Source organism: Streptomyces mesophilus, assembly GCF_040300965.1.
In the GTDB taxonomy this organism is placed as follows: domain Bacteria; phylum Actinomycetota; class Actinomycetes; order Streptomycetales; family Streptomycetaceae; genus Streptomyces; species Streptomyces mesophilus_A.
Genome location: NZ_JBEPEW010000082.1, coordinates 1 through 17,425, shown reverse-complemented (window position 1 = coordinate 17,425; position 17,425 = coordinate 1). Strand labels below are relative to the sequence as shown.

Here is a 17,425-nt window from a genome sequence, read left to right as displayed (position 1 = left end):
CGGTCAGCCGAGCTGGCGCGCCACCGTGAGCAGGACGACCGAGTCCTCCAGGGCTTCCAGGCCGTGCACCGCGTCCGGCACGGGCAGCAGGTCGTACGGGCTGCCCTCCCACGAGCGGTCCCCCGCCGTCAGGCGGATCCGGCCACGGACGACGAGGACCGTCGCGTCGCCGGGGTTCTGGTGCTCGGCGAGGGCCGACCCCGCACGGAGCGCGATCAGGGTCTGGCCCAGCGCGCGTCCGTGGCCTCCGTAGACGGTTCTGGCGCTGCGGTCGCCCGTTGCCTCGGGCGCTGCGGCCAGGAGTTGGTCGGCGAGTGGGCCCAGGGAGACGATGTCCATGCCTTTCACCGTAGGTCTACGGGGCGGCGGTTGCACGTGCGGCCCAGGACATCGCTCCCGCCTCCCCCGTCCAGGGACCGGTGGCGGCACCCGCCGATCCGTGCGTTCCTTGATCGGAAACGGGAGGTCGGCGGGAAGGTCGCCTGTGCGCGTGCTGAGCGGGGTCGCAGGGTCCGTCGTGGTGCTCCCCACCTCCGTGCCGGACATCCGGACCCTGGTCACCCCGCGGCCGGTGCGCACCCAACTGCCCCGCGCGGTACGGCGACCGGTGCGCACCCAACTGCCCCGCGCGGTACGGCGGCCGGTGCGCGCCCCGTACCCGACCGGCATCGTGACCCCGCCCGGCCGCACGCCCCAAGGGCCAGGGGGTGGCCCCCGTTGATCGACGCACATGCGCTGCTCGCCACGTTCGGCACGCTCGGCGTGTTCGTCGTGCTCTTCCTCGAGTCGGGCACGCTCCTCGGGGTGGTGCTGCCGGGAGGCGGGGTGCTGTTCACGGCGGGGGTCCTCTGCGCGGCCGGCGAACACGGTCTCCATCCCGTGTGGGTGCTCCTGTCCGGTGCGGGCGGCACCGTCCTGGGCATGGAGACGAGCTACTGGATCGGGCGGCGCACCGGGCCCGCGCTGATCGCCCGGCTGAAGGGGCAGCGTGTCGTTTCCGCGGTGGCCGCCGCCCGTGAGCTCCTCGACCGGCACGGACCGGTGGTGGCGGTGGTCGCGGCACGCTTCGTGCCGGTGGTGCGGACGCTGTCCGGTCGGGTCGCCGGGGCGCTCGGGGTTCCGGCGGCGGTCTTCACCGTGGCGCAGTCGGCCGCCGGGCTCGTCTGGGCCGCCACGCTGACGCTGAGCGGGTACTTCCTCGGCGGGGTCCTGCCCGGCGGCGAAGCACTTCTCGTGGCGCTGGGCGCGCTGCTCGCCCTGACAGCCGGTGTCTCGGCGTACCGGCGGAGAAAGGCCGCCCGGGGCTGACCAGGCACACCGGGAGGCTCCTGCGTAGATTTACGCGAAAGCACTGCCCGTCGCTCCGCAGCCGCCGGCCCCCGGACGACGAGCGCCCCTCGAGAGGCACCCGGCACAGGTGGATGACGTGGTCGATCTGAACGCATACAGCCAGCCCATCGGCGAGCCGCTGCCCGGCTGGACTCCCCGTCCCGCGCCCGCGAAGCTCACTCTGGACGGCCTGTACTGCCGCCTCGAACCGCTCGACCCCGAACGTCACGCGGACGAGCTCTACGCCGCGTACGCGAGCGCGCCCGACGGCCGGAACTGGACCTATCTGCCCGACGAGCCCTTCGAGAGCGCCGACGCCTACCGCCGCTGGGCCACGGCCGCCGCCCGCAGCGACGATCCGCTGCACTACACGGTGATCGACCGTGCGACGAGCAGGGCGGTCGGCACCCTGTCGCTGATGCGGCACGACCCGGAGAACGGTGTCGTCGAGGTGGGCTATGTGGTGTTCTCCCCGCTGCTGCAGCGCACCCCGATCTCGACGGAGGCGCAGTACCTGCTCATGGCGTACGCCTTCGACCGGCTCGGCTACCGGCGCTACGAGTGGAAGTGCGACGCCCTCAACGCACCGTCGCGCAAGGCGGCCGAGCGACTCGGGTTCACCTTCGAGGGCGTGTTCCGCCAGGCCCTCGTCTACAAGGGCCGCAACCGCGACACCGCCTGGTACTCGATCGTCGATGGTGAATGGCCCCTGGTCCAGGAGGCGTTCCGCGCCTGGCTCGCGCCGGAGAACTTCCACGAGGACGGCAGCCAGAAGCGTTCCCTGCACGAGCTGCGCGAGTCCCCGCACCAGTCCCTGCGCGACACCGGGTCGGAGCCTCTCGCCGGCTGACGCGGCCGCATGGGGTGGCTGCTTCGGGTGGCCGGCTGTTTCGGGTGGGGCCGGCTGTTTCGGGGGTGCCGGCGCCGGGCACCCGGGCCGGACCCGAAGGCCGGGCAGGCGGAGCGGACGTGCCGTACGTCCTCAAAGCACTGCCGGGTACGTCGGGTGCACGGGTACGGAACGCACGCAGGAGAGACCCCATGCAACACGACGCATTCATCGGACAGGTCCAGGCACGCGCACGGCTCGACAGTCGCGGCGCCGCCGAACGCGCCACACGGGCCACGCTGGAGACCCTCGCCGAGCGCGTGCCCGCCACGGTCGCGGAGAAGACGGCGGCCCAACTGCCGCAGGAGATCGGCGAACACCTGCGCCGGGTCGTCTATTCGCCGGCCGAGCCGCTCACCGGGGTCCGTATGGGGCAGGAGGAGTTCTTCGCCCTGGTCGCCCAGCGCGCAGGCACCACCTACCCCAAGGCCATGCACATGGCCCGGTGCGTGGTCGAGGTCGCCACCGAGGCGACCGACGGGATGCTGGCCGCACAGGTGCGGCACACGGTCGACGACGAGCTCGCCGGCGCCCTCTTCGCGGGCAGCACCGACTAGCCAGCGCTCAGGACAGGCCCCCGAACGACTCCCCACTCCCGAGGTGGACCATGACCCAGCACGGACGTGACAAGACAGGACCGCTGCGCGACGACGAGATCAAGAAGCGGATGCAGGGTGAGCTGAAGGGAGGCCACTCCACGCGGGCGCAGGAGGACTTCGACCTGCAGCCCTCCGGCGAGGACCAGCCCCGCGCGGACCGCACACCCAGTACGGACACCAGGGGTTCCACCCCGCCGGGCATGACGCCCGCGGATGTGGAGCTGCGCACCGAACTCGCCCAGCACCTGGGACGCAGCCTCTTTCCCGCGGACCGCGGGAGGGTCCTCGACGTACTGCGTGAGACACATGCGCCGGACCGGCTCATCGACCTGACCGCGGAGCTGCCCGCCGGGCGGGAGTTCGGCAATGTGCGCGACATCCTCCAGGCCCTCGGGCGCGGAGGGGATCAGACCTGACCGGCGGCGTACGGCTGCACTCGGACCCGACGAACGGCCGGCCGCCCCGAGGGGGACGGAACGCCCCTCGAGCCGCGCGGGATTGGTTAAGGTGACAAGTCGGGAACCGACCCGTCGCCTCAGGCCAACCCGCCCCGGCCGCAGGCACGTTCGGGGCTCGTTGTTCCGGGGCGACGGGGGGCTCGTGTTGGACACCGCAGGTCGACCCTGCACGGAAGGCGGGCGCCGATCGGCGCCCGTTCTGCTGCCTCCACCGCTGCGCCCGGCACTCGGGCTCTTGGCGCTCCTCGCCGCGCTGACGGTGGTCACCGTCGGGATCATGTACGCGGATCACAGTGAACCCGGCCGGGTGGACCGGTGGTTCGTCGACCCGACGGACGACAGCGTCCGGGCACCCTGGCGCGGGCTCGCGCTGATCATCGACTTCTGGGGCGAGCCCGCCGGAGCGGCGCTCCTGGGAGTGGCCGCCGTCGCGGGCTGTCTGCTGCTGCGGCGCCCTCGCGCCGCGGTGCTCGTGGTGGCCGGAGCCGCCCTCGCGGTCGGGACGACCACGGTGCTCAAGTCCGTGGTGGGGCGCACCATTCACGGCGAGTTCCTGTCCTACCCGAGTGGGCACACCGCCTACGTGACGGCGGTCGCGCTCGTCATGGCGCTGGTCGCGGCCGAGCGGACCGGACTCGGCAGGGCGGCCGGCACCGCGCTCGTCCTGACCACCGCGCTGGTGGTCGGGTCCGCCATGGGCTGGGCTCAGGTGGGCCTGGGGGCGCACTATCCGACCGATGTACTCGGCGGCTGGTGCACCGCTCTTGCCGTGGTCGTCGCGACCGCGTGGCTGATCGACCGTGTGGCGCAGCGGCGGGCCGGCGGCGACCGCCAGGACCGCCGCTGACCCGCGCAACGGCGCACCGGCTCACGCCGGAACCTCACCTCACAACGGCACCACACCCCAAGCCGATACCTCACCTCACGCCCCCCAGGCTCACACCGGACGACCTAAGGCGGGTTTCACACCAGGCGGCGGAAGACGGGCTTCACCGCCCGGCCGCCCATCCAGGGCGTGGGGTCGGCGGCGTCAAGTGCCTTGCGGTATACGGCACATGCCTGGGCGACCACGTCCACCGTGCGGTCGATGTCGGCCTCGTCGAGCGCGCTGCTGACCACGAACGACGGGGCCAGCACCCCGCCCGCGAGCAGTCGGCGCAGGAACAGGGTGCGGTACTCCTGTGACGGCCGCCCGTTCTCGTCGAGGGTGGCGAAGACGAGGTTGCTCGCCCGGCCCCGGACGACCACGTGTTCGCCCACCCCCATACCGTCCGCGGCCGCGCGCACCCCGGCGGCCAACCTCTCCCCCAGGGAGTGCAGTTGCGCGGTGATGCCCTCCTCGACGTACGTGGTCTGGACGGCCATCGCGGCGGCCAAGGAGTGCGTCTCCGCACCGTGCGTGGTGGACAGCAGGAACACCCGGTCACCAAAGTGCCGCAGTCCGCCCCACTCCATCAGCTCACGGCGCCCGGCGAGCGCGGACACCGCGAATCCGTTGCCCAGCGCTTTGCCGAACGTGGACAGATCGGGCACGACGCCGTACAGGCCCTGCGCGCCCGCCTCGGACCAGCGGAAGCCGGTGATCATCTCGTCGAAGACCAGTACGCAGCCGTGCCGGTCGGCCAGTTCACGCAGGGCTTCGAGGTAGCCGGGCGGGGGCTCCTGGTGCCCGGCGGGTTCGAGGATCAGGCAGGCGATCTCGCCCTCGTACCGCAGCAGCAGTTCCTCCGTGGCCGCCAGATCGCCGTATGGGAAGGACACGGTCAGCTCGGTGATCGCCGCCGGGATGCCGGCCGACATCGGTGTGGTGCCGATGAACCAGTCATCCACGGAGAAGAAGGGATGGTCCCCGCACAAGGCCACCCGCGGGCGTCCGGTGACGGCACGGGCGAGACGTACGGCGGCGGTGGTGACATCGGAGCCGTTCTTCGCGAACTTCACCATCTCCGCGCTCGGCACGGTGGCCAGGAAGCGCTCCGCGGCCTCGGCTTCCAGGAGCGACGGCCGCACGAAGTTGCTGCCGCGGTCCAGTTCCCTCCGCGCCGCCTCGGTCACACGCGGGTGGGCGTGACCGAGGCTGACCGAGCGCAGACCGGAGCCGTACTCGATGTACCGGTTGCCGTCGACGTCCCACACATGAGCGCCGCGGCCGTGGCTGATGACGGGGGCCAGGTCCTCGGGGTACTGGTCCTCGCCCTTGGCATAGGTGTGGGCGCCGCCGGGGATCAGGGCGTGCAGCCGCTCGTTGGCCTGCCGCGATCGGGGCAGCCGGATCTCTTCGTCCGAGTGGTCCACGGCGGCCTCAACTCTCCTTGTGCTTCAGGACTTCGGCCAGGCTCGGCGCCTGCCGGTCCCGTGCGGACATCGATGTGACCGGCAGCGGCCAGGGGATGGCGAGCTCCGGGTCGTCGAAGGCGATCGTCACGTCCTCGGCCGGATCGTGCGCACGGTCGATCCGGTACGAGACGTCGGCGATCCCGGTCAGCGCCTGGAAGCCGTGCGCGCACCCCGCCGGGACGTACAGCGTCGTCTGCGCGTCGTCGGACAGCTCGAAGAACCCCTGGCCCAGATACGTGGGCGAGTCCGGCCGCAGGTCCACGACGACGTCGAAGATCCTGCCGTACGAGCAGCGCACGAGCTTGGACTCACCGGCGCCGGAGCGCAGATGCAGACCGCGCAGCACGCCCCGTAGCGAGCGGGACAGGCTGTCCTGGACGAACGCGTGCGGGTCGAGGCCCGCCGAGCGGACCGCGTCGGCGTCGAACGTACGGCTGAAGAAGCCGCGCTCGTCGGCGTGCGGCGTGGGCTCGAAGAGGAACGCGCCCGCGATCGCCGGTACTTCGGTCACCTTCATCGGGTCTCCTGGTGGGCGCGGCCGGCTGACGGGAACAGGGCAATGGTCAACTCGCGGAACTGGTCGTCGAGTTGCCCGGTCAGGACCAGGTTCTGCTCGGCCAAGGTCCGGCGCAGTTCCCCCGCCCGCTTCTCCAGCTCCCGGAACTGTTCGAGCAGCCGGTCCGCGTCGACCTCACGGGCGGGGTGGCAGTACCCGCCCAGGCCCATCCGCTCCATGAGCGCGTCGCTCTTGGCCGCATAGCTGAGGGCGAGGGTCGGTGTGCCGGCCTTCAGGGCGCAGACGAGGTTGTGATAGCGGGTCGCCACCACGGCGTCGGCGCCCGTCATCTCCTCCATCAGCTCGGTGAGGGAGGTCGCTTCGGCGGCGGTGACCAGCGGTGAGTCCACCGCGTCGAGGATCGCGGCCACGACCGGCGAGTCGCAGGAGTCGCCGGTGAGCAGCCGGACCGGGCGGCCGTCCGCCACGAGCGCGCGGACGAAGCGGATCGCGCCGTCGAGATAGCGCCGGTGGATCTCCTCGGCCCGGGCCCGGTCGTCGTTGCCGCCGTGGAAGTCCATGACACCTACGCAGACCAGGCCTGTCGAGACCGGCCGCTCGCTCTCCGCGGGCGTCGGCAGGGCGAACGCGAGGTCCGGGCAGACCCGGTCGTGCCCGGTGTCCACACCCATCGCGCGCATGGCGTCGCGGGAGAGCGTGTCGCGGTACGAGCGGTAGGAGGCGAGCCGCGCCGACCAGCGCACCAGGGCGCGGGTGGGACGCTCCCGGATGGTGTCCGCGCCGACGCCGACCAGCGCGACCCGGGTGCGCAAGAGCCGGCCGGTCGCGCAGAGCAGGAACAGTGCGTACGGGAAACCCCAGGGCCGCAGCGGCAGCGTGGCCTCGAGGACCCCCATGCCGGGCACGATCACCACGTCGTGGCGGCGCACCCAGGCGGCGGTGCGCACGATGTCGACGAGCTTGCCCAGGCCCTTCGCCGCGATCGCGCCCGCACGGGACGCGGTCCGGTATTCGCCCCCGTACCAGTGCAGTCGCGTCGCCTCGATCCCGTAGCGGGCCTTGACCACCTCGGGCCCGCCGCACAGTGCGTCCACGACGGCGTCCGGATGCTCGGTGCACACATAGCCGAGCACGGCCTCCAGGGATCCGTCGTTGCCGAGGTTCCCCGAGCCGAGCAGCCCGAACACCCCGACGCGGACGGCACTCACGCCTGCCTCCCCTCACGGCCGGCGACCAGGTCGTCGACGGAGACCGTGAGCAGCGCCGGGTCCACGGGGGTACGGTCCTCGACCCGCTCACCGGCACCCGGCCTGGCCCTGCTGGCCAGCCAGGTCGCCAAGTGCCGGTAGCACGCGCGCCGTTCGGACGGCGACAGCGGGGCCCGCCTGATCGCCGAGGCGAAGCCCCACACGTACTCGGCGAGCAGCCGGGGCGTCGGGTGCAGCGGTCCGGCCCGGCGCGGGTCGAGGTTGACGCAGCGGGAGCGCTTGGAGGGGTTGGCGCGTTCGGCGCGGGCGGGGTGGTCGCGGCGGAAGTAGAGCAGCTCCGGCACCTGGTGGAAGGCCCCGTGCAGGGTGATCTCGGCGACGAAGGTGCGGTCCGCGTGGTGGTAGCTGTCGTGCGGCTTCACCCGGCGCAGCACATCGGCCCGTATCACCCCGTAGAAGTCGTCGCCGCCCGCCTCGAACAGCATGCTGCGGAAGCGCTCGGGCGCGTGCGGCGAGTCGGTGGCGAGCGTGTACTCGTACGGGACCGTCACCTTGCCGTCACCGTCGATGACCGCCTGCCCGGAGTGGGCGAGGACCACGTCGGGCCGCTCGTCGAGGGCCTCCACACAGCGCTGCAGCAGGTCCCGGGCGTAAAGGTCGTCGTGCGAGGCCCACTTGAACAGCTCGCCGCGGCACTCGGTGAACACATAGTTGTGGTTCGGCGCCGCCCCTATGTTCCGGGGCAGCCGGATGTAGCGGATACGGGAGTCGCGCACGGCGTACTTGTGGCAGATCTCCTGGGTCCGGTCGCTCGAGGCGTTGTCGGAGATGACGAGCTCGAAGTCCTCGTAGGTCTGGCCGAGAAGGGCGTCGAGCGCCTCGGGAAGATACTCCTCACCGTTGTACACGGGCAGCCCGATGCTGAGCCGGGGGTGGTCGTTCATGGTGTCCTCGCTTCATTGGGGGGTTGTGAACTGCTGTGAGTGGGCGGACACAGGTGTGTACTAGTGCGGGTGTGCGAGGGTTCGCACCTGGATTGCTCCGTCGCAACGTCGGTGCACGGACGTTCAGTTGCCGAACGGGTGACCTGTCCGGCAGATGGTCGTTGTTCCCGGTGACGGACATCTCGGGGGGCATGGTGAGGGTGGTGCGGAAGGTGGCGACGCCGTTCGTCGTGCCCGGGCCTTCGGGAGTCGCACTCCGTGACCGGCTGAAGGGCCTCACACCCGGAGATGAACAGGTTCTGCAGGAGGTGGGTGCGCACCTCGGCTCGCTCGCCTCGAAGGACCTGAAGAAGCGTTGCCATGAAGCGTTGGAACACACGGCAGATAGCTGGGCGCGCCGCAAGCGGGGCCTGACAGCCGTGTCGACGTCCCGGTGGGCGGGCTCGAACACCAAGGCCACCCACGATCAGTGGGCGCTCGCCCGTCGCGGTCAAGCAGCGCACGTGGCATCCCTTGAGGCCGGGATCCGGATGATTCGATACCGGCTGTCGCTCCCTCTTGCGGAGAACGGCACTAAGAGAACACTGGGTGGCTACCGTTCCGAGCGCGAGTGGTTTCAGAAGGCGCGCAGAGTGCACGTGCTGGAGAACCGGCTCGACCGGAACAGGGCCGACCAGCAAGCGGGCCGAGTGCAAGTTGTGCGAGGTGGTAAGCATCTGCTTCGCATGCGTCACCACCTCGGTGAGGTCGACCTCACTGAAGCCGTGTGGCGACAGCAGTGGGAAGCAGAGCGCTGGTTTCTGCAGGCCGATGGCGAGTCGGGCAAGTTGTTCGGCAACGAGACGATCCGCGTTACGCCCGATGGTGAGGTTTCGCTCAAGCTGCCGATTCCGCTTACCGAGTTGGCGAACGCCCCGCACGGACGGTACGTCCTCGCCTCGAAGGTGAAGTTCGCACATCGGGGGCAGCAGTGGGCTGACCGCGTGGCGGCAAACCGGGCGGTCGCTTACCGCATCCACTTGGATGTCGAGCGCGGACGCTGGTACCTGACCGCGTCCTGGCAGATCCCGGCCACCCCGAACATCCCTCTTGAGGCCGCCCTCGCGCACGGTGTGATCGGTGTGGACACCAATGCCGACCACCTGGCCGCCTGGCGCCTCGATGAACATGGCAATCCGATCGGCGGGCCCCGCCGCTTCTCCTACGACCTCAGCGGGTCGTCCGATCACCGCGACGCTCAGGTACGGCATGCCCTGACCCGGCTGCTGAACTGGGCAAAGACCTGCGGCGTCAAGGCCATCGCGATCGAAGACCTCGACTTCGCCGCCGAGAAGACCCGCGAGAAGCACGGACGAAAACGCCGTTTCCGGCAGCTGATCTCCGGCATGCCGACCGCCAAGTTGCGTGCCCGACTGACCTCCATGGCCGACGTCACCGGGATCACGATCATCGCCGTGGACCCGGCGTACACCAGCAAATGGGGTGGCCAGTACTGGCAAGAGCCCACCACCAGCAACACCCGCAAGACCACCCGGCACGATGCGGCGAGCATCGCAATCGGGCGACGCGCTCAAGGGCACCCGATCCGACGACGGACGGCACCGCCCCGTGCATACCGGAGTGATACGCACGGGCATCGGACCGTCCAGGCGAGATCGGAGGCTCTTGGGCGTGAGGGACCCCGCCCCCACGTTCCCGGACCGCGGACACGATCCGTGCTGCCGGACGCGGCGAGCACGCGGGCGACCAGGACATCCAGAACCGTTCGGGATGTCCGCAGTGAGCAGGAATCGGGCCAAGACTCACTCCTGTCCACTGGCTAGGGACGGTTGGTGGTACTCGTGCAGAGCGGAACGCAGTTGGAGCCACCACACGGCCGAGCTGCCGACGGTCGCGGCGGCGACGCCCCAGGCCGAGCCGGCCGTGCCGCCGACCGCCGCTCCGCCGAGGCCGGCGCCGATGTAGCAGGCGGAGGCGAACAGTTGGCAGCGCAGGCTGCGCCGGGCCGCGCCGAGCGCGCGCAGACCGGCCGCCGCTCCGGTGCCGAGGCCGGAGCCCACGACGCCGAGCGTGACCGGCACGATGAGCTGCGAGGCGGCGCCCCAGACAGCACCGAGCACGAGCTCACCGAGCCGGTCGGGCACCAGCAGGAGCGCCCCGCCCCAGAGCAGTGCGGCGGCGGCCTGTCCGACGCTGAGCAGCAGACAGAACTTGGCGAGGCGGTGCGAGGCCTCCCGCAGTACCCGGGCCGCTTCCGCCACGGTGACCAGGGACAGCCCCATCAGCAGGGCCAGGAAGGGGCCGAGGAGCAGCTCCGCGCCCCGGATCACGCCCACCGCACCGACGCCGACGATCACGCCGAGCCCGTACGCCCGCAGCTGGACGGCGCCGCTGAGGCTGACGTTCTCGACCAGGTACCGGTAGCCCAGGTCGCGCTGTTCGCGCAGCCAGCCGCGTGCTCCGGTCAGCCGGGGCAGGATGCCGGACTGGAAGCAGCCGTAGACCGCGGCGACCGCGGCGGACGCGCCCCAGGCCAGCACGAACGCGGCCACGCTGCCGACGCGGGCGGCCACCACCATGGCCGGGATGAGGGCGATGCCCCAGACGAGGTCGTTGACAAACGCCTTGCGTCCCTTGCCCGCGGCGAAGAACGAGTAGCGCCAGGCGTCCTGGAGGAGCAGCGCCGGCAGCATGACGCCGAGGCAGACGAACGGGGGTCCCACCCGGCCGCCGACGCACAGCCCGACGGCCAGACACAGCGCGCCGATCGCACCGCCGACGCAGACAGCCGTACCCGAGGACCGGGCGACGGCGCCGCGCCAGGACGCGTCCGTGACGCCGCTGAAGCGGACCACGAGCGGGTCGGTGGCCAGTCCGCGGGAGACGTTGAGCACGACGCCGTACGTCACCCAGGCCAGGCCGAACACGCCGAAGGCGACGAGTCCGAGCGAACGGGCCACGTAGATGCCCACCGCGAAGTTGGTAAGGCTGGAGGCCGCCTGGTCGGCCAGGCCCCACGACAGCCTGCCGACGACGGCCCGCATGGCGGTGGGCCGGGCGTGCCGGGCCCGGACCACCGAGGTCGTCGTCTTCTCCCCCTCGGTGGTCATCGGCGTCATGCCTTGATCAGTCCGGCGACGCGCAGGGCGTCGGCCGCGGCGGCGACGGTGTCGAAGGGCAGCCCTGCCCGTTCGGCCACGTCGAGGAGGCTGTGGTCGCCATCGGAGAGGCTGAGCACCCAGAGCATGGCCATCTGGGCCTGTTTGGTGTCGCTGCGGCCGCCGAGCGCGTCGTACAGACCGCGCCGGCCCAACTGCGGTTCTCCGTAAGGGCTGAGGTTGAGGTATCTCCGGTTGCGGTCGAGCAGGGCGAAGGCTTCGCGGCAGACGGCGAGGGTGTCCGCCATGGCCTCGGGCGAGACGAAGTCCGGGTTGTCGGCCGAGGTGTGGTACTCGGGGTATCCGGCGTACGGGGTCCTGCTGAGCGATCCCACGCCGAGGTTGAATCCGGGTGAGCAGTACTGGCGCTCGTCGTACCCGTAGGGGGTGAACTCGGTGATCTCATGCGGGCGTTCGGATGCGGCGAGGACGTGCCGCATCACCCGGTCGATCTCCGCGTCGCCGCGCCGGCTCTGCTTGTACGTGAGCCGGCCTGTGTCGCCTGCGCAGGCAAGGACGAGTCCGTGCTCGACTCGGTCGATGCGTTCGGCGTTGCGGGCCAGCCAGGTGATCGCGCCGATGGTGCCGGGTGCGTAGATGAACCGGTAGGTGAAGTAGGGCGTCCGCTCGGCGAGGGCCCGCGCGAGGTAGGTCGCCACGGCGATGCCGGCCAGGTTGTCGTTGGCAAGGGACGGGTGGCAGACGTGGCAGGAGACGATGACTTCTTCGGGGACCTGGCCGGGGATCACGTGCTCGGCGTAGGTGAGGTGGCCGTCGGCGAGGGTGGAGTCGATGCGTACCTCGTAGTCGCCGTCCGGCAGGGCGTCGAGGGTGTTCTGGGACAGGCAGAATCCCCAGTCCGGCTTGTAGTAACTGGTGCGGTACGGAACCAAGTCGGGCTGGTCGGGCAGTGTGTGCAGATGAGCGCGGAGTTCGGCCAGGGGCATGGTGGCCGAGACGGGCACGCTGTAGCCGAGCACATGCAGGCTGGACGCGGCGAAGTCGACGACCCGGCGGCCTGTGCCGTCGGCGATGTACGCGTCGCGGATGTTCCACTCCTGCGGCACCGTCCAGTCGAGGACCTGCGTCCCGGTCGGCACTTCGTGGATCTGGAGCGGGAGGTACTCGCCGACGATCTCCAGGGTGGCCCGCACGCCGTCCCCGGTGATGCTCCGGCAGAGCGGGTACAGCCGCTCCACCAGGGCGTGCATCTGCCGGCCGAGGCCGGCCCCGGTCGTGGATGCGTCGGCCGCGGTCGTCATGGACGGTGGGTCGGCCGCGGTCATCGACGGTGCGCCGGCTTCGGTCATCGGCGCCACCGCAGGGTGTCGTCGACGGTGCCGGCCTCGGAGGCCGCGCTCAGTACGGCCAGGCGGGTGAAGCGGCGGTCGAACTCCTCGCGGGTCAGGCCGAACTGCCGGTAGGCGTCGGCCAGTTCGAGTGCGCCCTGCTTGACGGTCCACTCGCAGTCGAAGCCGGGGATCGCGGTGCGGAAGCGGGAGAAGTCCACGCGGTAGGAGCGCGGATCGGCGCCGTTCTCGCCCGTGATCACCACCTTCGAGCCGGCCACCGCGGCGGCCACCTGCTCGGCGATCTCGGCGACCGTGACGTTGTTGATCTCGCTGCCGATGTTGAACGCCCGGTCGTGCACGGCCTTGCGTGGTGCGCTCAGCGCGGCGGTGAAGGCGCGCGCGATGTCGGCGGCGTGCACCAGCGGTCGCCAGGGGGTGCCGTCGGAGAGCACAAGGACCTCACCGGAGAGGAAGGCGTGGCCCACCAGGTTGTTGAGCACGATGTCCGCGCGCAGCCGCGGTGAGTAGCCGAAGGCGGTGGCGTTGCGCAGGCAGACGGGGCTGAAGTCGTCGTCGGCCAGGGCGTGCAGGTCGTCCTCGACGCGCACCTTCGACTCCGCGTACGGGGTCACCGGGCGCAGCGGGGCGTCCTCGCCCACCAGGTCCTCGCCGCCGGCGGCGCCGTAGACGGAGCAGGTCGACGCGTACAGGAAGCGCCGCACTCCGGCGTCGCGCGCGAGTCGGGCCAGGCGTACGGACGCGTGGTGGTTGATGTCGTAGGTGAGTTCGGGCGCGAGGGATCCCAGGGGGTCGTTGGAGAGCGCGGCCAGGTGGATCACGGCATCGACCCCGGCCAGGTGCTCGGCCGTGACGTCGCGCAGGTCCACCCGGTGCCCCTGCGGGTCGGCGGGCGGCGGGCCGAGGACGCAGTCGGCGAACAGCCCGGCGTCGAGGCCGGTGACCTGGTGTCCGGCGGCGGTGAGCACCGGGGCCATCACGGTGCCCAGGTAGCCCTGGTGTCCGGTCAGGAGTACGCGCAAGGTTCAGTCCCCCAGGGTGAGAGCGCTCGGAGTGGGAACGCTCGGTGCGGAAACTTCAGGCGCCGAAGCGCTCGTTACGGAAGCGCTAGATATGGAAGCGCTCGGCGTGAAGGCGCCCAGGTCGAGCGTGAGTTTGGTGGCGGCGTACGCCTCGGCGTAGCGCGTATGGCATTCGATGCCGCGGATGCGGGCGAGCCCGAGGAACGCCTCGCGGTCGAACCAGGACCGGTGCCGCTGCGAGGGGTAGTGCTCGTACAGGAGCCGCACCTTCTCCTCCGCGAGCTCCGGCGCGAGCGGCTGGTACGCCACGGGCCGGCCGAGGTCGCCGTCCCATTTGACGATCTCGTAGCCGAGGACGAGGTGGTCGCGGAATGCGGTGGTGACCAGCTGCGCCAGGCCGCGGTGGTCCTGGTGCGCGTCATCGGTGCGCGGGGCGAGGACCACATCCGGCTCGGTCTGCTCGCGCAGCTCCTCGACCGCGGCCTTGGCCTCCTCCCAGTGCGCGGGCACCCGGCCGTCCGGCAACTTGAGCACGGTCAGGCGCAGTTCGGCGCCCGGGCAGAACGCGGCGAGGGCGGCCCGCTCCTCCTGTTCGCGGTCGCTGCCACCACCGCAGAGCACCAGCGCGTCGACGCGCAGGCCCGGCCGCGCGCTGCACAGCGTCAGGAGCGTGCCGCCGGCTCCGATGGCGATGTCGTCGCAGTGCGCGCCCACGGCGACGATGCGGTCGAGGCGTCGCCCCACGCCGAGCCGGATCACGCGCTCACCCCGGCGTCTTCCCGTTCCCACAGCGCCCACGGCCGCTCGCCGCGCGCGTAGGCGGCGTCGAGTGCGGCGCGTTCCTTCACCGTGTCGGTCGGCTTCCAGAAGCCGCGGTGCTGGTGCGCCACGAGGCGTCCGCGCTTGGCGAGTTGGGCGCAGCCGTCGGCGACGAGGTCGCCGCCTTCGGGTATGTGGTCGAAGACCTCCTGGCGGAGCACGAAGTAGCCGCCGTTCTCCCACAGCGGCAGTTCGCTGACCGCGGTGATGCCGCCCACCAGACCGTCCTCGCCCAGGTCGACGCAGTGGAAGGAGGACTGCGGCGGCACGACCATCATGGAGGCGCCGGCGTCGCGCCGGGTGAAGGAGTCGATCATCTGCGGCAGCGGGGCGTCGGTGAGGACGTCGGCGTAGTTGGCGAGGAACATATCGTCGCCGTCGAGGTGGTGGCGCACCCGGCGCAGCCGCTCCCCGATCGGCGACTCCACGCCGGTCTGCGCGAACGTGATGGTCCAGTCGGCGATGTCGGTGGACAGGAGCTCGGTCCGCCCGCCGCGCAGCACGAAGTCGTTGGACGTCGTCTCCTCGTAGTGCAGGAAGAAGTCCTTGATGTGGTGCGCCCCGTAGCCGAGGCAGAGAATGAACTCCGTGTGGCCGAAGTGCGCGTAGTAGCGCATGACGTGCCAGATCAGCGGCCTGGGGCCGACCATCGCCATGGGCTTGGGGATGTCGTCGGCGGATCCGCTGCGCATCCGCATCCCGTAACCGCCGCAGAACAGGACGACCTTCATGGCGTGACCTCGACAATGCTCAGTTCCGGGATGGGGAAGACAAGGCGGCCGCCCCATGCGTGCACGAAGGACAGCTGCTCGACGAGTTCGGCCCGCAGGTTCCACGGCAGGACGAGGACGTAGTCCGGCCGGTCGGCGGCGATCTGCTCGGGCGGCAGGATCGGGATACGCGTGCCGGGTGTGAACCTGCCGTGTTTGTACGGGTTGCGGTCGACCGTGTACGCGAGCAGGTCGGGCCGGATGCCGCAGTGGTTGAGCAGGGTGTTGCCCTTGCCCGGGGCGCCGTAGCCGACGACGGTCTCACCGCGTTCGGCCGCCTCGATGAGGAACTTGAGGAGGTCCCTGCGGACCTTCGCGACCCGGGCGGAGAACTCGGTGTAGCCCGACAACTCCTGGAGGCCTGCGGCCTTTTCGCGGGCCAGTACGTCGGCCACGCGCGTGCTCGGTTCACCGGCCGCCCCGGCCGGCCTGGCCCACAGCCGGATGGAGCCGCCGTGCGTGGGCAGCAGCTCGACGTCCACGAGGGCGAGTCCGCCGCTCGCGAGGGCACGGATCGCGGAGGCGACCGTGTAGTACTGGAAGTGCTCGTGGTAGATCGTGTCGTACTGGTTCTCCTCGATCAGGGTCAGCAGATGCTGCACCTCGATGGAGACCCAGCCGTCGTCCGCGACCAGGGCGCGCAGCCCTTCGGTGAACCCGACGACGTCCGGGATGTGTGCGTACACGTTGTTCGCCACGACGAGGTCGGCCGGTCCGTGCTCGGCACGGACGGCGGACCCCACGGCCGGGCTCAGGAATTCCGTGAGCGTGGGCACCCCCGCCTCGCGTGCCGCTGCGCCGACGTTCACCGAGGGTTCGATGCCGAGGCAGCGGATCCCCCGGTCCACCACATGACGGAGCAAGTACCCGTCGTTGCTGGCGACTTCGACGACGAACGCGTCCTGCCCGAGCCCCACCCGCCCGGCGGCGTCGGCGACGAAGGTGCGCGCGTGCTCCACCCAGGAGGTCGAGTACGAGGAGAAGTACGCGTACTCCTTGAACGTCTCCTCGGGTGTGATCAGCGGCGGGATCTGCGCCAGCCAGCAGTCCGTGCAGACCCGCAGATGCAGCGGGAACGCGGGCTCCGGCAGGTCGAGTCGGTCCGCTGCGAGAAAGCTCTCGCACGGCGGCGTCGCCCCCAGATCGACGACGCTCGCCAGCGCCGTCGAGCCGCAGAGTCGGCATCGTGTCATCTACTGCCCCCCATTTATGACAGTGCGGTACTTGTGCAGTTGCCGCCCCGGTCCAGTGCGGTCCTTATGCGGTTGTCGCCTGTGCAGTTGTCGCCGTGCGGTACGCGTCCACCAGGCGTTCGAGCCCGACGGCCGGGCTGAAGTCCTTCTCGTAACGGTGCCGGGCCGCCTGCCCCATCTCCCCGTTCCGCGCCGGGTCGGCCGTGATCCGGCGCAGGCACGAGGCGAGCGAGGCGGGATCGCCCGGCCGGTGCAGCAGCCCGGTCGTTCCGTCCTCGACGAGTTCGGCGAACGCGCCGTGTCCGGCGGCCACGGCCGGCACCCCCGCCGCCATCGCCTCCACCACCACCAGGCCGAACGCCTCGAGCCAGGTCGAAGGCGCGACCACGGCGACCGCCCTGGCGAGGGCCTGGCGGCACTGGTCCGTGTCGTAGAGGCCGACGTAGCGCACGTCGTCCCGGCCGGCCGCCCATGCGGTCACCTCGCGCTCCAGCGGTCCCGTGCCCGCGATCACCAGCGGCACCCCCACCCCGCCGACCTCCGCGATCTCGTCCCAGGCGGCCATGAGCAGCCGTACGCCCTTGGCCTCGGCGAGCCGCCCGAGATAGAGCAGATGCTCGCCGTCGCCGGTGCGGACGACCCCGGGGTCGGGCACGAAGTTGTGCTTCACCGAAGCGAGTTCGGGCGGCAGACCGGCCCGTACAAGAACGTCGCGCTGCGCCTCGGAGATGCACAGGAACCGCGCCGCACCGGACCACCATCTGCGCCGGTTGACCGCCATGCTCACCGCGAGCGGCACCGTCGCGAGGCGCGAGCCGCGGTAGCAGCCGTGCCGGACGGCGGGCAGCGGCGAGGAGCCGACGCACTCGGTG

At 71.1% G+C, this 17,425-nt stretch carries 18 protein-coding genes and 1 pseudogene; 7 read left to right on the top strand and 12 right to left on the bottom strand.

The features are described 5' to 3' along the window. Positions 1 to 3: 3 nt before the first annotated feature. Positions 4 to 339 carry a cupin domain-containing protein gene (locus ABT367_RS25670; protein ID WP_352255450.1) on the bottom strand — a complete coding sequence of 112 codons (336 nt, stop codon included), beginning with the start codon at positions 337 to 339 and terminating at the stop codon, positions 4 to 6. A gap of 178 nt (positions 340 to 517) precedes the next feature. On the opposite strand from ABT367_RS25670, the gene ABT367_RS25665 reads away from it, so the two are divergent. The 6 genes from ABT367_RS25665 to ABT367_RS25640 all read left to right on the top strand — a co-directional run bounded on the left by ABT367_RS25665 (position 518) and on the right by ABT367_RS25640 (position 4,122). After that, complete coding sequence (locus ABT367_RS25665; RefSeq protein WP_352255449.1) at positions 518 to 721, top strand: hypothetical protein; 204 nt, start codon at positions 518 to 520, stop codon at positions 719 to 721. Further along, the gene (locus ABT367_RS25660; RefSeq protein ID WP_352255448.1) at positions 718 to 1,308 is read left to right on the top strand and encodes a DedA family protein; all 591 of its coding nucleotides are present in this window, start codon (positions 718 to 720) and stop codon (positions 1,306 to 1,308) included. Before ABT367_RS25665 ends, ABT367_RS25660 begins: the two co-directional genes overlap by 4 nt. Before the next feature lie 118 nt (positions 1,309 to 1,426). Then, entirely contained in the window at positions 1,427 to 2,179 is a 753-nt protein-coding gene (locus ABT367_RS25655) for a GNAT family N-acetyltransferase (protein WP_352255447.1), read from the top strand. 191 nt (positions 2,180 to 2,370) lie between these two features. Further along, on the top strand, positions 2,371 to 2,775 hold the full coding sequence (locus tag ABT367_RS25650; protein ID WP_352255446.1) for a DUF2267 domain-containing protein: 405 nt from the start codon (positions 2,371 to 2,373) through the stop codon (positions 2,773 to 2,775). Positions 2,776 to 2,825: 50 nt separating this feature from the next. After that, a complete protein-coding gene (locus ABT367_RS25645; protein ID WP_352255445.1) occupies positions 2,826 to 3,233 on the top strand; it encodes a DUF2795 domain-containing protein in 408 nt (135 codons plus the stop codon). Positions 3,234 to 3,510: 277 nt separating this feature from the next. Further along, positions 3,511 to 4,122 (top strand): phosphatase PAP2 family protein, encoded by a 612-nt coding sequence (locus ABT367_RS25640; RefSeq protein WP_352255444.1) that lies wholly within the window; start codon positions 3,511 to 3,513, stop codon positions 4,120 to 4,122. Between the two features lie 116 nt (positions 4,123 to 4,238). Here ABT367_RS25640 and ABT367_RS25635 read toward each other — a convergent pair whose 3' ends face one another. Genes ABT367_RS25635 through ABT367_RS25620 form a run of 4 tightly spaced genes read right to left on the bottom strand, consistent with a single transcriptional unit; the run spans position 4,239 to position 8,281 of the window. Then, positions 4,239 to 5,570 carry a glutamate-1-semialdehyde 2,1-aminomutase gene (locus tag ABT367_RS25635; RefSeq protein ID WP_352255443.1) on the bottom strand — a complete coding sequence of 444 codons (1,332 nt, stop codon included), beginning with the start codon at positions 5,568 to 5,570 and terminating at the stop codon, positions 4,239 to 4,241. Between the two features lie 7 nt (positions 5,571 to 5,577). Then, positions 5,578 to 6,129 carry a dTDP-4-dehydrorhamnose 3,5-epimerase family protein gene (locus tag ABT367_RS25630; protein ID WP_352255442.1) on the bottom strand — a complete coding sequence of 184 codons (552 nt, stop codon included), beginning with the start codon at positions 6,127 to 6,129 and terminating at the stop codon, positions 5,578 to 5,580. Then, positions 6,126 to 7,337 carry a polysaccharide pyruvyl transferase family protein gene (locus ABT367_RS25625; protein ID WP_352255441.1) on the bottom strand — a complete coding sequence of 404 codons (1,212 nt, stop codon included), beginning with the start codon at positions 7,335 to 7,337 and terminating at the stop codon, positions 6,126 to 6,128. Before ABT367_RS25625 ends, ABT367_RS25630 begins: the two co-directional genes overlap by 4 nt. Next, complete coding sequence (locus tag ABT367_RS25620; RefSeq protein ID WP_352255440.1) at positions 7,334 to 8,281, bottom strand: glycosyltransferase family 2 protein; 948 nt, start codon at positions 8,279 to 8,281, stop codon at positions 7,334 to 7,336. Before ABT367_RS25620 ends, ABT367_RS25625 begins: the two co-directional genes overlap by 4 nt. A 191-nt stretch (positions 8,282 to 8,472) precedes the next feature. Here ABT367_RS25620 and ABT367_RS25615 point away from each other — a divergent pair, with 191 nt between their 5' ends. Then, the gene (locus ABT367_RS25615) at positions 8,473 to 10,104 is read left to right on the top strand and encodes an IS200/IS605 family accessory protein TnpB-related protein (RefSeq protein ID WP_352255470.1); all 1,632 of its coding nucleotides are present in this window, start codon (positions 8,473 to 8,475) and stop codon (positions 10,102 to 10,104) included. Here the strand turns inward: ABT367_RS25615 and ABT367_RS25610 are convergent. From ABT367_RS25610 to ABT367_RS25580, 7 genes and pseudogenes are all read right to left on the bottom strand, one after another. Then, complete coding sequence (locus ABT367_RS25610) at positions 10,084 to 11,391, bottom strand: hypothetical protein (RefSeq protein WP_434975535.1); 1,308 nt, start codon at positions 11,389 to 11,391, stop codon at positions 10,084 to 10,086. The two genes, ABT367_RS25615 and ABT367_RS25610, sit on opposite strands and share 21 nt — an antisense overlap. 5 nt (positions 11,392 to 11,396) lie before the next feature. Then, positions 11,397 to 12,701, bottom strand: coding sequence for a DUF4910 domain-containing protein (locus ABT367_RS25605; RefSeq protein WP_352255469.1), 1,305 nt, complete (start codon positions 12,699 to 12,701; stop codon positions 11,397 to 11,399). 44 nt (positions 12,702 to 12,745) lie between these two features. Continuing rightward, a complete protein-coding gene (locus ABT367_RS25600; protein ID WP_352255438.1) occupies positions 12,746 to 13,771 on the bottom strand; it encodes an NAD-dependent epimerase/dehydratase family protein in 1,026 nt (341 codons plus the stop codon). Positions 13,772 to 13,882: 111 nt separating this feature from the next. After that, positions 13,883 to 14,530: pseudogene (locus ABT367_RS25595) on the bottom strand (PIG-L deacetylase family protein); the annotation flags it as partial. After that, positions 14,527 to 15,321 (bottom strand): glucose-1-phosphate cytidylyltransferase, encoded by a 795-nt coding sequence (locus ABT367_RS25590; RefSeq protein ID WP_352255437.1) that lies wholly within the window; start codon positions 15,319 to 15,321, stop codon positions 14,527 to 14,529. The pseudogene ABT367_RS25595 and the gene ABT367_RS25590, both read right to left, overlap by 4 nt. Beyond that, positions 15,318 to 16,553, bottom strand: a complete 1,236-nt coding sequence (locus ABT367_RS25585) for a class I SAM-dependent methyltransferase (protein ID WP_352255436.1) — start codon at positions 16,551 to 16,553, stop codon at positions 15,318 to 15,320. The genes ABT367_RS25590 and ABT367_RS25585 overlap by 4 nt, the downstream gene beginning before the upstream one ends. A 64-nt stretch (positions 16,554 to 16,617) precedes the next feature. Beyond that, positions 16,618 to 17,425, bottom strand: an 808-nt coding sequence (locus ABT367_RS25580) for a glycosyltransferase family 4 protein (protein ID WP_352255435.1), incomplete at its 5' end; no start/stop codon positions are given.

Bases quoted from the DNA above. Each gene is read 5' to 3' on its own strand.
- ABT367_RS25670 (WP_352255450.1), bottom strand. From the start codon at position 339: ATGGACATCGTCTCCCTGGGCCCACTCGCCGACCAACTCCTGGCCGCA.
- ABT367_RS25650 (WP_352255446.1), top strand. From the start codon at position 2,371: ATGCAACACGACGCATTCATCGGACAGGTCCAGGCACGCGCACGGCTC.
- ABT367_RS25645 (WP_352255445.1), top strand. From the start codon at position 2,826: ATGACCCAGCACGGACGTGACAAGACAGGACCGCTGCGCGACGACGAG.
- ABT367_RS25630 (WP_352255442.1), bottom strand. From the start codon at position 6,129: ATGAAGGTGACCGAAGTACCGGCGATCGCGGGCGCGTTCCTCTTCGAG.
- ABT367_RS25620 (WP_352255440.1), bottom strand. From the start codon at position 8,281: ATGAACGACCACCCCCGGCTCAGCATCGGGCTGCCCGTGTACAACGGT.
- ABT367_RS25615 (WP_352255470.1), top strand. From the start codon at position 8,473: ATGGTGAGGGTGGTGCGGAAGGTGGCGACGCCGTTCGTCGTGCCCGGG.
- ABT367_RS25610 (WP_434975535.1), bottom strand. From the start codon at position 11,391: ATGACCACCGAGGGGGAGAAGACGACGACCTCGGTGGTCCGGGCCCGG.
- ABT367_RS25605 (WP_352255469.1), bottom strand. From the start codon at position 12,701: ATGACGACCGCGGCCGACGCATCCACGACCGGGGCCGGCCTCGGCCGG.
- ABT367_RS25590 (WP_352255437.1), bottom strand. From the start codon at position 15,321: ATGAAGGTCGTCCTGTTCTGCGGCGGTTACGGGATGCGGATGCGCAGC.
- ABT367_RS25585 (WP_352255436.1), bottom strand. From the start codon at position 16,553: ATGACACGATGCCGACTCTGCGGCTCGACGGCGCTGGCGAGCGTCGTC.